Consider the following 13,734-nt stretch of genomic DNA (forward strand, 5'->3'; position numbering starts at 1 on the left):
ATTGCTAATCCTGACTCCGGTTTTCTCCCTCTCCCTGTGGGAGAGGGCCGGGGTGAGGGCATCAGGTTAACGCTATGAACTATCACCAGTACTACCCCGTCGACATCGTCAACGGCCCCGGCACCCGCTGCACCCTGTTTGTTTCAGGCTGCGTCCACGAATGCCCCGGCTGCTACAACAAAAGCACCTGGCGCCTGAATTCCGGCATGCCGTTCACCGCGGAGATGGAAGATAAAATCATCAGCGACCTGAACGACACGCGCATTCACCGCCAGGGAATTTCGCTCTCCGGCGGCGATCCGCTGCACCCGCAAAACGTGCCGGATATCCTGAAGCTGGTGAAGCGCATTCGTGCAGAGTGTGCGGGAAAAGATATCTGGGTCTGGACAGGCTACAGGCTGGATGAACTGAATACGCAGCAAATGGAAGTCGTGGATCTGATTAACGTCCTGGTCGACGGCAAGTTCGTGCAGGATTTAAAAGACCCGGCGCTCATCTGGCGCGGCAGCAGCAACCAGGTTGTACATCATTTGCGTTGATCAAAGGCGGATGTTATCCATCCGCTCTTATCTCAAAAACGACTCAAACTCTCCATCGCCACCGCCTTAAATCCGGCAAAATCCTCGCAGCTACAGAGCCGCGACATCGCCCGCTCGCGCAGGAAGGTGACGAAGATATCGTAAATCGCCATCGCCTCTTCGTATTCGCTTTTGCTGATGGCAAGCAGGAAGATGACGTGCGCGGTTTCGTCGCCCCACTGGACGCCGTGCGGGGCGAGCACGGTATAGACCACCGTTTTCTGCGCCAGCAGGCCGAGGGAGTGCGGGAGCGCAATGCCGTCGCCGAGCATGGTACTGACGATGGCTTCACGCTCAACAACCGAATCAAGAAACTCCGCGCCAACAAAGCCTTCGGCCTCAAGCTGTTCACACAGCTCGCGGAACAGCGTCTGCTGATCGATCGGCTTGTCGATAATGCGGAAATGGGCCGCGTCGAAGTATTTATCCAGCATCCACGGACGGGTGCGGTCCACCAGCACCAGTTTGCCAATCTGCTCCAGCTGATAGTCGGTCGGGAACGGGGCAATCATCACCACCGGTTTTGACTTTTCGCTGACGCGGGCGGTGGCGATCACAAAGTCTTCGCCAATCGTTTCCGCCAGCTCGTACTCGCGCAGGGTGAGCGTGCGCGTGACCTCAATCTGCGGGTATTTACGCTGCAGCACCGCCTCAATCATGCGGACCATGGCATTACCGGCGTCGCATACCAGCAGCACGCGCGGCTGACGCTGGTAGCCAATGTTGTAGTGACGCTCCAGCCCGACGCCAATATGCAGCACCAGGAAACCAATCTCGTTTTCGCTGATCACATACGGCGTGTATTTGCCCCAGTTCGACACCGCCGCGAGGGTCATGTCCCACGCCATCGGGTAGTGCTGCTTGATGTTATCCAGCAGCGGATTGGGGATCATGATTTGATACCGCACGCGGGTAATCATGGTTTTGATATGCGTGAGCAGGTCCGCGTGCAGCTGCGCGTCGCTGAGCAGGTTGTAGTTATAGTGGGTGTTGATATAGCGCAGGATGTAGTTGACCAGCGCTTCGTCGTCGTCGGCGTTAATTGCGCTCGGGGCAATCTCCTGAATCTGCCGCGCCGCAATGTGCACGCACAGCCAGCTCTCCTCCGACGGCGAAAGCGTTTTGCCCGCCAGTTGCTGGATGGTCACCGCGATATCCTTCGCCGCCTCGCGCACGTTCTCTTCCACATCTTCGGCGTGGAATTCCGGCAGCGGATAGCCCTCGCTGATGCGCCGCACCGACACCGCACAGTACAGGCGCAGGAACAGCTCGCCTTCATCGGTCAGGCGAATGTGGTGACGCGTCAGGGCGTCGTGCAGCACCGGCACCATCTGCTCCGCCACGCCCGCATTCAGCGCCACGTCGGTCACCAGCGGGTTCAGGCTGTCCTGCTGCGCCAGCTCCCAGAGCAGATCGGTCAGGCAGGCGCGGGTAGACATCTCGCTGCCAAACAGCTTCATGCCGTGGCGCGGACGGGTTTCCAGCGTCAGGTTGTAACGATGAAACCACTCGCGCACCTCCGCCATGTCGCTTTGCAGCGTGGCGCGGCTGACGAACCACTCGTCCGCCAGATCCTCCAGCTTAAGAGAAAACGCCGAGGTGAGAAAACGCGCCACCAGATAATGCACGCGCTCCGGCCCGGTCCGCGGGACACGCAGCGCGCGCGGGTGGGATGCCTGAAGCTGCTGATAGCGCCCGGCATCCTCAATTTTGAGCTGGTAGCCGTTGCCCCGGCTCAGGATGAACTGCGCGCCGTGGCTGGCCAGCAGCGCGTTAAGGGCGGTAATGTCCGCACGGACGGTTCGCGTGGAGACCGACAGCCGCTGCGCCAGCTCGTCCTGCGGCAGCGTCTCGTTTTGCAACAGTTCGAAAAGTTGCGCTAAACGTTGGTTCGGAAATCGCACGGGTTTGTCCTCTTACGGCTTAAGGTGAAATGACCATCTGGGATGGGCTGCCGACCGGGGTATAGTCTGGCTCAAAGCTTAGCTTGCCGTCCTGACCGACGCGGAAACGGGTAATGTTGTCGCTCCGCTGGTTCATGACGTACAGCCAGCGCCCCTGTTTATCGAGCGTCAGGGTGCGGGGATAATCACCACGCGTCCACACATCGTCCTGATGCGTCAGCGTACCCTCCGCTGTTACGGTAAAGTGCCCGATGCTGTTATGCAAACGGTTAGCCACATACAGCTGTTTGCCATCAGCGCTTAATGCCAGCCCGGCAGCAAAGCTGGTGCCTTTGTAGCCTTCCGGCAGGGCTGAAAGCGTTTTGCCCTCTTTCAAGGTGCCGTTGGCGCTCACGGTATAATGGGTGAGCGTAGACGCCTCTTCGTTAATCAGCCACAGGGCATCGCCTTTTGGCGTAAAGACAAAGTGGCGCGGCCCGGCGCCTTTCGAGGAGGCGCTGATAAACGGTGGATCGTTCGGCGTCAGCTTCCCGGTTCGATCGTCAAAACGGTACTGGTAGAGGCGATCCAGCCCCAGATCGGTGGAAAATACGTATTTTCCGCTTGGATCGGCGGCGATCATATGCGCGTGGGGGCCATTATGATCGCTGATGGCAAAGCTGCCCTCCGCAGCGGCTTCGGGCTTCGCCGCGCCCGGTTCGCCCTTGTCCTGATGTGTGTCCGTGGCGTTACCCAGGCTGCCGTCTGCCTTGATCGGCAAAACGGCAATCGACCCGCTGACGTAGTTGGCCACCAGCAGATGGCGACCGTTCGGCGTCAGCGACAGGTAAACCGGCCCCGCGCCGCCGGAGGCCACCTGATTGAGCTCGCTCAGCGCACCGTTATCGCCGACGCGCAGCGCCTGCACCACGCCCTGCTCCACTTCGCTTGCCAGATACAGCGTTTTGCCGTCCTGTGAAAGGGTCAACTGCGCCGCATTCGGCAGTTTGCTCACCAGCGTTTTATTCGCCAGCGCGCCGGTTTGCGGATCAACGGTAAAGCGGTACAGCCCTTCGCCGTTGGGGTTGTAGGTGCCCACCCAGGCGTATTGCGTCTGGGCGATCGCGGCAGTGGTCAGTAAAGAAAGTGAAGCGACAAGCAGGGTACGGGTGTGCATGGTGGCTCCTGTATATGTGTGAGTTCTACTTCACCAGCTTCTTCGTCATCGCCAGCAGGGTACGCACATCTTCCGGACGCGTATCGCCGCTGGCTTTGTCGATAATTGAGCTGTAGATATGCGGGATGATTTTGCTCACGCCCGCGTCGAGGGCGATCTGCAGGATCTCCTCATAGTTTTCCAGATCGATACCTCCAGTTGGCTCCAGCCAGAAGTCGTGACGGGCGCAGGCTTCCGCCACCGCCTTGTACTCGTCACGGCACTTCAGGCCGCCCATCGGGAAGTATTTGATGGAGCTGCCGCCGAAATCTTTCAGCAGGGCAATTGCGGTTTCAACCGGCACGATGCCGTCCGGCGCCGCGCTGCTCAGCGGTCCGGTGGAGATTTTGACCATGCCGACGGTGCCGGTCGGAGAGACCAGACCGTTAACCACGGATTCATTCTGCCCCAGCAGCGCGCGGCTGGTAGCCACGCCGGTAAAGACCTGGTTAACATGCTGCGGCTGCACCTGGCGGGAGATTTCACTCACCATTGCCGACTGGTTCGGGTCGCCCGCGCCCAGGCCAACGGAGAGCGCGTTATCAATCAGGGCGGCGTATTCGCGCATATCGGCGACGGCACTCGCCACGTCCGGGTAATTTTTGGAGAGCACGCCCACCAGCACGTGACCTTCCGCCGCCTCGTAAATGGCGCTGGCGTTGGCTTTGGAGCCTGCCAGCACGTTCAGACAGACGCGGTCACGGTAAAAGTTGGGGGTCAGTTTCATGCTTTTTTCTCCTGTCCTAATACTTCGCTAATGCGGCGGTACACGATGTTCAGCTGGTCAGCATTCACGCTGCGCACGTCCGCCTCGATAATCCCTTCGTTGGCCTTGTAGCCACGGAAGTAAATGGCGTATTCGCCCTGCTTGAGCTTCGCCACCAGGTCACCCGTGCCGACGCCCGTTGCGGCTTCGTCGAACTTAATCTCGGTGCGGGCGATGTCGCGTCCGGCGCTGTCCCAGACCACGCGCGCGGTCACACCGTTCAGAGTGTTGAGCGCCTCGATAAACGGCGTCATTTTCGCCACCATTTCCGCACCGCTCTCTTTGGTCGCCGTCAGGTAGTGTTCGATGGCACAGGTCAGGCCAAGAATGCCCTCTTTGCCCACCTTCATGGCACGGCCAATGCCCGCCGTCTGGCGTTTTACCCACTCTACGTACTGGGTTTTGCCGATCACCAGCCCGCTGGTTGGGCCTTCGATCGCCTTCGCGCCGCTGTAGATCACCAGGTCCGCGCCGGAGCGGTAGTACACGTGCAGATCTTCTTCCGCCGCGGCATCGACGATCAGCGGGAGATCGTGTTTACGTGCGACGACTGCCGCCTGCTCGACGCTGAGCATGCTTTTCTGCACGCAGTGGTGCGATTTGATGTAGAGGATCGCCGCCGTGCGCGGGCCGATCGCCGCCGCCAGCTGATCGGCAGAGCATTCGTTGGCATAGCCCGCTTCCACCAGCTTGCCGCCGCCCAGCGCCACCATGGTGCCCACCGGCGCGCCAAAGTTCACGTTGTGGCCTTTCGGCAGGACAATTTCGTTGTTCTCAATCGGGGTGACGTGCAGGTTTTCCAGCAACCAGTCGCTGTCTTTCACCAGCACCGCCGCCACGGACTGGGCAATGCCCGCCGACGCGCAGGAGACGACCGTCGCCCCTTCCACGTCCAGCAGCTTCGCGATGTACTCCCCGGTTTTGTTGACCAGATCCTTCATCTCGAAATAGTGATTCATGCCGTCCATCGCCGCCTGTACCACTTCCGGGCGCGGCGTGGAGACGCCCAGCGCCGTCATGCGGCCAGAGGTGTTGATAACCTGCTTTAAGCGGTACTTCTCATAAATCGAAGGCATTTTCCGTGCTCCCTTGTTCGGTCATGTAGCCCTTGCCCGCGCGGATCGCGGCAAGCGGCACCAGAATGTGTTCAGCCTGCAGGCTGTCGTTTTCGGCATCCGTCAGCACCGTCGGCTGACGTTTAATCGTGAACAGCGTCAGGTCGGCGTCGAGACCCGGCTGAATGCGGCCTTTGCGCGCCAGACGCAGGCCGTCGGCGGCGTTCGCGGTCACGCAGTCAATCACCTGCGGCAGCGACATGCCGATGGCGAGGAATTTCGACATCACGCTCGCCAGCGAGCCCACCGGGCCGTTGATGCGGTTGCGGCAGTAGATATCCGAGCTGATGGTGTGCGGCAGGATGCCCATCGCGATGGCGCGTTTCGCCACCTCAAAGCTGAAGCTCGCCGTGCCGTGCCCCACGTCCAGACGCACGCCGCGCTTCAGGGCGGAGGTGATGGAGGCGCGCAGCTCGCCGGAGGGCGTCAGAATGCGGTTGGGTTTGCCGTTATAGCAGTGGGTGATGATGTCACCCGAGCTCAGCAGCTCGGCAATTTCGTCGAGGTTCGGCGGGTTGTTGCCGATGTGCACCATCAGCGGCAGGTCGCCGTTCTCTTTCTGAATGGCTTTGGCGCGCTCCAGCGGCATAATGCCGTTTTCACCGACCACGCTGCTGCTCATGCGCGCCTTCAGGCCGACGATAAAATCAGGGTGGCGCTTCACCGCCTGCTTCACCGCGTCGGCATCAACATTGGCCATATTGGCCAGCTCGTTCTGGGCAATCAGCCCCACGCGGGAGACGTTCAGCAGGGCAAACACCTCGGTGGAGGCCCTGCGGGTGATGTCGTAGAAATCGTCCACGTCGTCGGCGCCGGTGCTGCCCGCGTCCACCACGGTGGTGACGCCGGTGGCAATGCCCACGCTGTCGGGCTCGTCGTGGTAAATCGGGGAGTTCGGGTAGCAGTGAACGTGGGAGTCAATCCAGCCTGCGCTGACGAACACGTCGCCGTTCAGCTCAACCGTTTTATGCGCGGGGGCGTCAATGTCGCCCAGCGCCGCGATCTTCCCGTCCTGAATGGCGATATCGGTCAGGGTATCGTCGGCAAAGCGCGCACGGCGCAGGAGTAAATCAAACATGAGGATCTCCTGATAAGGCGGGCGCCGGAGCGCCCGCGGGTATTAAAGGGCGACCGGGAACAGCCAGCCCAACAGCATTGCGCCGAGGATCGCGCCACCGGTGATCGGCTTCTGCCAGATGTAGAACACCAGCGCACCGAGCAGGGAACCGACGCCGATAGGAATGGAGGCGGTCATGGCGCTCAGGATTATCAACGGCCCGAGAAAGCGGCCGGAGGCGTTGCCCGCGCCCATCATCACGTCTGCGCCGTAGGTAGAGTTGCTCTGGTTGATGGTGAACTTACGCGCCAGGATGATGACGTAGCCAATCGCCAGGCCAATCACCAGGCCGGTGATCAGCGAAGCAATGAAGTTGGTCACCGGGAACATGATGCCCGCGCCCAGCAGCAGCGCCGGTACCCCGAGGCCCACGCCGGTCTGGATCGCACCGCCGATGTCGAGAATACCGACCAGCGACCCTTCGATAATACGGGCGAACAGGAAGCTCGCGCCGAACGCCGCCACCGCACCGTAAACGCCGGTATCGATGCCCGCCTTCAGCATCGCCACGAAGGCCACTTCGTTAAACGCGCCGATGCCGTAGAGGTAGTACATGTGCGTCCCGGCGAAGACGCCGGAGGAGAGCAGGCCAACAAAGATCGGGAACGACCAGTCGGCATACCAAAAACCTTTATTCTGTTCCATTTAGAGGCTCCTGTTATTTACCGCTGAGCGAGTTGTGGATCATGTCGAGCCAGTTCGGCACGGTCAGATGGAAGGATTCGATCATCTTCATGTCGAAGCCGCGGAAGAAGCCGCTCAGCACGAAGAGCAGGACGATAGCCGCCATCATCACTTTGGTGACGTGGTTCCAGCCGCTCTCTTCCACGCCTTTACCGATCAGGATCCCCAGCACCAGGCCCGGTACGGCGTTGCCCATAATCAGCTGCGCCGCGCCGCCGAAAATGGTGGCCCAGAAGCCCGATTTTTTACCCGCGTCGATGGCTGCCAGCCAGAAGATCACCGGCATCACGGTGTTCACCAGCAGGTTAGCCGCAGGCACCAGCACCTTCACGGCGGTGACCTGAAGCGCTGCCGGGACGGAGGAGGCGGTCAGGTTCAGGAAGGTCACGACGATCATGCCGATTACGCCGCAGGCAATCGCCATTTTGCGCGGGTCGTGCAGCGTTTCGCCGACGTTACGGTTTTTGATCATCAGTGCAGCAGCCCCCCAGTTCGGGATGATGCGGTGGTCAACGTCCTGTGTGAAGGCACCTGCGGCCACGGAAGAGGCCCAGGCGTTAAAGAAGAAACCTAACCCAAAGGAGAAGTGGGACGCCGGATCCCCTTCACAGGAGTTCAGTTCCCCCAACGTACGAAACGCGCCCATACCCTGTGTGGTAGGCGCATGAAACATGCGTGCAGCCCCGGCGCCGACACCGACGCCAACCAGGCCGCCAATGATGAGCGATTTTATTAATATAATTAAGAACATCAGTCTGCCCTTTTATGAATAATCAGCGTTGCGTGACGAAATCCACCTGGTCAAGATTGATAGCGGTCACGTTGACGGTCACATCCAGCTCCACGCTGTAGGTGCGTCTTTCCCGGCGCAGAAAGAAGAACAGAAACGCTTCTTTACGCACCGCTTCTTGCGCCTGAACGACCTGCACATCCTGTGGCTCAATACGCAGTAAGATATGCGGTGAAGCTTTCATCACCGCGGCCTGAACGTGGTTGAGCGCGTCGGCAAAGGCGCGCGCTTTGGCGTCGCCTTTTCCCTTCACTCTCACCGTGGTTGTGAACTGTTCTTTCATGCTTATGCGCCGTATTTTTTCTGCCACGCCTGCACCAGACGCTCGCCCAGCTCTTCTTTATCCATAAAGCCAAAGCCCAGCACGTTGCAGCCTTCGTTGATGGCGGTCACGCCCTCTTCCACGGAACGCATGCCGTATTTGGCTTTGTAGCCATATTTGGTTTGAGCAGTGATGGCACCCGCGCCGCCGCTGCCGCAGAAGGAGATACCGAAGGTGGCGTTTTCCGCTTTCATCATGTCGCCGAGCTTCATGTCCGCCGCCATGCCCGGCACAACCACCGCGCGTCCACCTGCTTTTTCCACACCGGCAGCCACTTTCTGACCTTTACCCAGGCGATCGCCAATCACGACTGTAATCTGTTCCATGTGTTGCTCCTTAAAGGTTGTCTTTCGCGACTTCAAAGTGAACGGAGAGCAGCCAGGCTTCTTCATCAGGAAGATTGCCAAACTGCGCGACCACTTCACGGGCGAGCCGCATTGAATCCGGTGAAATTTCGTCAAACAGCTCTGCTTCAACCTCCGGCAGCGGCTCGCCGGTCACGGACCGGTGCGCCATGGCACGCACGTGGGAGGTGAGCATCTGCTCCTGTACCGCATTGGGGATGATGTTGTTCCGGGCCAGCAGGGCATAAACCTGCTGCAGCATGGTGTTTGCGAGCTGTTCAGTTTGCTCCGCCTGTTCCCCAACGTCGTTCATTACCGCTCCGTTAATCACTGGTCTTACCCCGTTAATGGCTCTGGAATAAAACTAACGTTGGGGGGGAATTGTTTGTAGCGAGTTGTTTTCCACTTCGAAGTGGAAAGGCGAGCCGCGGCAGTGATCTGTGCCACATAAATGCGGTGAATCTGGATAAACCGATGCATTTACGTGATGAATATCACGCTATTGCGCGGCCAAAACGGGGCAAGCAAAGCGGAAAAGATTACGAGCGGGCTCGTAGAAATGTGACGTGGATAAGGTTTTCTTATGGGGATCCGCTAGAGTGGCAACGGGTGCTTGAGACTGACCGTCTCAGGCATGGGACGGAAAGTGGAAAGCCCCGCCTGATAGAAAATCAGGGCGGGGGCTCGAAACGACACGTCACACCGTGGAGTTCGCTACCTCGCCCGCTTTAAAGCAAGGAGGCATCCATGAAACGCCAAAACCCAGGCATTGGAGTTTTGATGATTATTGCTTTGACAATAATCATCTTAACGCTGGTGACGCGGAAAACACTGTGCGAGATCAGTTTTCGAAACGATTCTTTTGCAGTGACAGCGAGGATGGATTGTCGCTCCGGCCAGTAGGGAGCAAGGATGCGGGGGCGCGTCATGCGCCTCCGCATACGGGCAAAGGACGTACAGCTCAGGCACCCAATTAACGATACTTTTGGTGGTACGTGTTGCGCGTGGTCGCAAACTGCTCGGCCGCCGCCTGGGCTTCCTTCACTTTGCCTTCGTTAGCCAGCTTCAGCGCGCCGTCGATCTGGCCGACCAGCACGTCAAAGCCGTGGCGATAGTCTTTCATCTCTGCACTGTCTGCGGCTTTGCTTTCCAGCTTAGGCGGGGTCGCTTTTTGGGCGTCCAGCGCCGCTTCACGCATTTTGGTCAGCGCGTCTTTCATTTCAGCCGCATTGTCCGTTTTCTGCACCACCTTCAGGTTTTGACCGAGGATGCCCATGTCGTCTTCAAGATCGGCAGCAAACGCAGAAGAGCCAAGAACCAGCGTTGAAGCCGCGACGATCGCTAACAGGTGTTTACGCATTGCTCACTTCCTTTTTTATTATTAAAACGCCTTTACGGGTATTACTGGCCGGCGATTTTCATTTCCGGCAGAAGTACAGAACCACACTGTATATTGCTACGTGTTTCAATATCGTTACCGACCGTAACGATATTGCGCCACATGTCCTTCAGGTTGCCGGCAATCGTAATCTCGCTTACCGGATACTGAATTTCGCCGTTTTCCACCCAGAAGCCCGCCGCGCCGCGCGAGTAGTCGCCGGTGATGCCGCTTACGCCCTGGCCCATCAGTTCCGTGACGACCAGGCCGGTACCCATCTCTTTCAGCATCTGCTCAAAGTTCAGGCCCTGCCCGGCAATGCGCCAGTTGTGGATGCCGCCAGCGTGTCCGGTGCTTTTCAGCCCCAGCTTGCGCGCGGAGTAATTAGTCAGCAGCCACTGGGTCAGCACGCCGTCTTTGACGATGTCACGACGTTCGGTACGCACGCCTTCGCTGTCGAACGGCGTGGAGGCCAGCCCTTTCAGCAGGTGCGGATGCTCTTCGATGGTCAACCATTCCGGCAGGATCTGCTTGCCCAGCGAGTCGAGCAGGAAGGTCGATTTACGGTAAACCGAGCCGCCCGCGATAGCGCCCACCAGATGACCAAACAGACCGGTTGCCACTTCGTTGGCAAAAATAACCGGGGCCTTCATGGTGGAGAGTTTACGCGGCGACAGGCGAGACAGCGTGCGTTCGGCACACTCTTTACCCACCCACTCCGGAGACTGCAAGTCCCCCAGCGCGCGGCCAATGGTGTAAGCGTAGTCGCGCTCCATGTCTCCGTTCTCTTCGGCGATGACGCAGCTGGAGAGCGAATGACGGGTGGAGCAGTAGCCCTGCAGCATGCCGTGACTGTTGCCGAAGACTTTGATGCCGTAGTGGCTGTTGAAGCTGCCGCCTTCGGTATTGGTGATGCGCTTATCAGCCTGCAGGGAAGCCTGCTCGGCGCGCGCGGCCAGTTCGATCGCTTCGTCCGGGGTCACTTCCGCCGGGTGGAAAAGATCGAGATCCGGGGCATCAAACGCCAGCAGCTCTTTATCCGCCACGCCTGCGTAAGGATCCGGGGAGGTATAACGGGCGATATCGAGCGCCGCCTGCACCGTACGGGCAATAGCATCCGGACTGAGATCGGTGGATGACGCGCTGCCTTTGCGATTCTGGTGATACACCGTGATCCCCAGCGCGCCGTCGCTGTTGAATTCGACATTCTCCACTTCGCCATAGCGGGTACTCACGCTGATGCCGGTGGTTTTGCTGACCGCCACTTCGGCGCCATCTGATTTTTCTGAAGCAAGCATCAGCGCGGTGGAGACGGCTTCTTCAAGAATCTTACGCTGCGCTTCAACTTGTGAGGTTACTTTCATCGCAAATGCCATACTGTAAGAGAGAGTTATCTGAAGTCTAACAGAGAACCGTTTTTCAGTGCGCGTCTTAACTGGTAACATTAGCCTCTTTTTTTAAGGAGCCTGACATGACTAAGCAGCCCGAAGACTGGCTCGACGACGTTCCCGGTGATGACATCGAAGACGAAGATGATGAGATCATCTGGGTCAGTAAAAGTGAAATTAAACGTGACGCCGAAGAGTTAAAACAGCTTGGCGCGGAAATGGTAGAACTGGGTAAAAACGCGCTGGACAAGATCCCGCTCGACCAGGATCTGCGTGATGCCATTGAACTGGCACAGAAAATCAAAAAAGAAGGCCGTCGTCGCCAGCTTCAGCTTATCGGGAAAATGCTGCGTCAGCGCGATGTTGATCCGATCCGCCAGGCGCTGGACAAGCTGAAAAACCGCCACAACCAGCAGGTTGCGCTGTTCCACAAGCTGGAGCAGATCCGCGATCGCCTGATTGAACAGGGTGATGATGCCGTACCGGAAGTGCTGAACCTGTGGCCGGATGCCGACCGCCAGCAGCTGCGTTCCTTGATCCGCAACGCGAAGAAAGAGAAAGAAGGGAATAAGCCGCCGAAGTCTGCGCGCCTGATTTTCCAGTATCTGCGCGAGCTGTCTGAGAACGAAGAGTAATCCCCCTCTCCCCAGAGAGGCAAGGGAGAAAAGAACGTAGGCCCGGTAAGCGCAAGCGCCACCGGGCTTTTTTTTACGCGTCGGCGGCCGCTTCCGCTTTCTTCGTAAGACCGTCCAGCAGCTTCTGATGGATCCCACCAAAACCGCCGTTGCTCATCACCAGAATGTGGTCGCCAGGCTGAGCGGCTTTCACCACCATATCCGCGAGCGCATCCACATCCGCGCTCCAGTGCGCAGGCTGAATGCAGGCGTCGGCCACTTCTGCCACCTGCCACGGAATATGCTGCGGCTGCAGCAGGAAGACTTCATCGGCACGTCCTAATGACGGCGCGAGATCGTCTTTACAGATGCCCATCTTCATGGTGTTCGAGCGCGGTTCCAGCACCGCCAGAATGCGCGCGGTACCGCCGACCTTGCCACGCAGGGCAGCAAGCGTGGCCAGAATGGCCGTTGGGTGGTGCGCGAAATCGTCATACACGGTAACGCCGTGGGCTTCACCGCGCAGCTCCAGACGGCGGCGGGCATTGATAAACGAGCCCAGCGCATTGGCTGCATCCGCAGGCAGCACGCCCACGTGACGCGCAGCTGCAATCGCCATCAGACCGTTGTGCATGTTGTGCTCGCCCACCAGGCCCCACTTCACCTCACCCACTTTTTCACCGTCGAGCAGCACTTCCCACTCGGAGGCATCGGCGTTGAGTTTTTTCGCCTGCCAGTGGCCCTGCTCGCCCACCAGCTCCTGCTCGCTCCAGCAGCCCATCGCCATCGTCTGTTTCAGGTTGATGTCGTTCTCCGGCAGGATGATGCGGCCCTGGCCCGGAACAATGCGCACCAGGTGGTGGAACTGTTTCTGGATCGCTTTCAGGTCGTCAAAGATATCCGCGTGGTCGAACTCAAGGTTGTTGAGGATCAGCGTGCGCGGGCAGTAATGCACGAACTTAGAACGCTTGTCGAAGAACGCGCAGTCATACTCGTCGGCTTCGATCACAAAGAACGGGCTGTCGCCCAGACGCGCAGAGACGTCGAAATTACCCGGTACGCCGCCGATCACGAAGCCCGGCTTGTAGCCGCAGGCTTCGAGGATCCAGGTCGCCATTCCGGCGGTGGTGGTTTTGCCGTGGGTACCGGCAACGGCAACCACCCAGCGGTCGCGCAGGACGAAGTCATGCAGCCACTGCGGGCCGGACATGAACGGAATATTGCGTTCCAGTACCGCCTCGACGCACGGATTGCCGCGGGTCATGGCGTTGCCAATGATCACCAGGTCCGGCTCGGGATCCAGCTGGCTGGCATCGTAGCCCTGAATTAAAGCGATGCCCTGTTTCTCCAGAAGCGTGCTCATCGGCGGATACACATTGGCGTCCGAACCTGTCACTTCATGGCCCAGCGAGCGCGCCAGCATTGCCAGTCCGCCCATGAAAGTGCCACAAATCCCCAATATATGAATGCGCATACGTCACTATCCTTCTTCAATGTGGCGCACATTTTACTCACATGTTAGCGGCTGTGAAACGCATT

The 13,734-nt window shown here is 58.9% G+C and carries 16 protein-coding genes; 3 read left to right on the plus strand and 13 right to left on the minus strand.

Features of this window, described 5'->3' with window-relative positions; all coding sequences use genetic code 11:
- Positions 1-74 precede the first annotated feature (74 nt).
- Positions 75-539: an anaerobic ribonucleoside-triphosphate reductase-activating protein gene (gene nrdG / locus BM007_RS13835; protein WP_090419317.1), complete on the plus strand. Its 465-nt coding sequence runs from the start codon at positions 75-77 to the stop codon at positions 537-539.
- Positions 540-571: 32 nt separating this feature from the next.
- Here the strand turns inward: nrdG and BM007_RS13840 are convergent, their stop codons facing one another.
- The 10 genes from BM007_RS13840 to BM007_RS13885 are packed head-to-tail and all read right to left on the minus strand — an operon-like array spanning position 572 to position 9,146.
- Entirely contained in the window at positions 572-2,482 is a 1,911-nt protein-coding gene (locus tag BM007_RS13840) for a BglG family transcription antiterminator (RefSeq protein WP_090419320.1), read from the minus strand.
- 19 nt (positions 2,483-2,501) lie between these two features.
- A complete protein-coding gene (locus tag BM007_RS13845) occupies positions 2,502-3,638 on the minus strand; it encodes a lactonase family protein (protein ID WP_090419323.1) in 1,137 nt (378 codons plus the stop codon).
- A 25-nt stretch (positions 3,639-3,663) separates the two neighbouring features.
- A complete protein-coding gene (locus tag BM007_RS13850) occupies positions 3,664-4,404 on the minus strand; it encodes a 2-dehydro-3-deoxy-phosphogluconate aldolase (protein WP_024907273.1) in 741 nt (246 codons plus the stop codon).
- A complete protein-coding gene (locus BM007_RS13855; RefSeq protein ID WP_090419326.1) occupies positions 4,401-5,519 on the minus strand; it encodes a DgaE family pyridoxal phosphate-dependent ammonia lyase in 1,119 nt (372 codons plus the stop codon). Before BM007_RS13855 ends, BM007_RS13850 begins: the two co-directional genes overlap by 4 nt.
- Positions 5,503-6,636 (minus strand): amidohydrolase/deacetylase family metallohydrolase, encoded by a 1,134-nt coding sequence (locus tag BM007_RS13860; RefSeq protein ID WP_090419329.1) that lies wholly within the window; start codon positions 6,634-6,636, stop codon positions 5,503-5,505. The genes BM007_RS13855 and BM007_RS13860 overlap by 17 nt, the downstream gene beginning before the upstream one ends.
- A gap of 42 nt (positions 6,637-6,678) precedes the next feature.
- Positions 6,679-7,320 (minus strand): DUF4310 family protein, encoded by a 642-nt coding sequence (locus BM007_RS13865; protein ID WP_024907276.1) that lies wholly within the window; start codon positions 7,318-7,320, stop codon positions 6,679-6,681.
- Positions 7,321-7,333: 13 nt separating this feature from the next.
- Entirely contained in the window at positions 7,334-8,110 is a 777-nt protein-coding gene (locus BM007_RS13870) for a DUF4311 domain-containing protein (protein ID WP_008501408.1), read from the minus strand.
- A 22-nt stretch (positions 8,111-8,132) separates the two neighbouring features.
- Positions 8,133-8,432, minus strand: coding sequence for a DUF4312 family protein (locus BM007_RS13875; protein WP_006810338.1), 300 nt, complete (start codon positions 8,430-8,432; stop codon positions 8,133-8,135).
- A gap of 2 nt (positions 8,433-8,434) precedes the next feature.
- A complete protein-coding gene (locus BM007_RS13880) occupies positions 8,435-8,797 on the minus strand; it encodes an SFCGS family glycine-rich protein (protein ID WP_010427372.1) in 363 nt (120 codons plus the stop codon).
- A gap of 10 nt (positions 8,798-8,807) precedes the next feature.
- A complete protein-coding gene (locus BM007_RS13885; RefSeq protein WP_025911967.1) occupies positions 8,808-9,146 on the minus strand; it encodes a glycine dehydrogenase in 339 nt (112 codons plus the stop codon).
- A 449-nt stretch (positions 9,147-9,595) separates the two neighbouring features.
- Here BM007_RS13885 and BM007_RS13890 point away from each other — a divergent pair, with 449 nt between their 5' ends.
- Positions 9,596-9,718 carry a Hok/Gef family protein gene (locus BM007_RS13890; RefSeq protein WP_231103408.1) on the plus strand — a complete coding sequence of 41 codons (123 nt, stop codon included), beginning with the start codon at positions 9,596-9,598 and terminating at the stop codon, positions 9,716-9,718.
- A 70-nt stretch (positions 9,719-9,788) separates the two neighbouring features.
- Here BM007_RS13890 and cybC read toward each other — a convergent pair whose 3' ends face one another.
- Together cybC and pmbA are read right to left on the minus strand one after the other, a co-directional pair.
- Positions 9,789-10,175 carry a cytochrome b562 gene (cybC, locus tag BM007_RS13895; RefSeq protein ID WP_032651443.1) on the minus strand — a complete coding sequence of 129 codons (387 nt, stop codon included), beginning with the start codon at positions 10,173-10,175 and terminating at the stop codon, positions 9,789-9,791.
- A gap of 41 nt (positions 10,176-10,216) precedes the next feature.
- Positions 10,217-11,569, minus strand: coding sequence for a metalloprotease PmbA (pmbA, locus tag BM007_RS13900; protein WP_048992995.1), 1,353 nt, complete (start codon positions 11,567-11,569; stop codon positions 10,217-10,219).
- A 95-nt stretch (positions 11,570-11,664) separates the two neighbouring features.
- On the opposite strand from pmbA, the gene yjgA reads away from it, so the two are divergent.
- Complete coding sequence (yjgA, locus tag BM007_RS13905; protein ID WP_008501414.1) at positions 11,665-12,216, plus strand: ribosome biogenesis factor YjgA; 552 nt, start codon at positions 11,665-11,667, stop codon at positions 12,214-12,216.
- A gap of 73 nt (positions 12,217-12,289) precedes the next feature.
- Here yjgA and mpl read toward each other — a convergent pair whose 3' ends face one another.
- Positions 12,290-13,669 carry a UDP-N-acetylmuramate:L-alanyl-gamma-D-glutamyl-meso-diaminopimelate ligase gene (mpl, locus tag BM007_RS13910; RefSeq protein ID WP_024907282.1) on the minus strand — a complete coding sequence of 460 codons (1,380 nt, stop codon included), beginning with the start codon at positions 13,667-13,669 and terminating at the stop codon, positions 12,290-12,292.
- Between the last annotated feature and the right edge of the window lie 65 nt (positions 13,670-13,734).

Source organism: Enterobacter sp. NFIX59 (assembly GCF_900113755.1).
Lineage (GTDB): Bacteria > Pseudomonadota > Gammaproteobacteria > Enterobacterales > Enterobacteriaceae > Enterobacter > Enterobacter pseudoroggenkampii.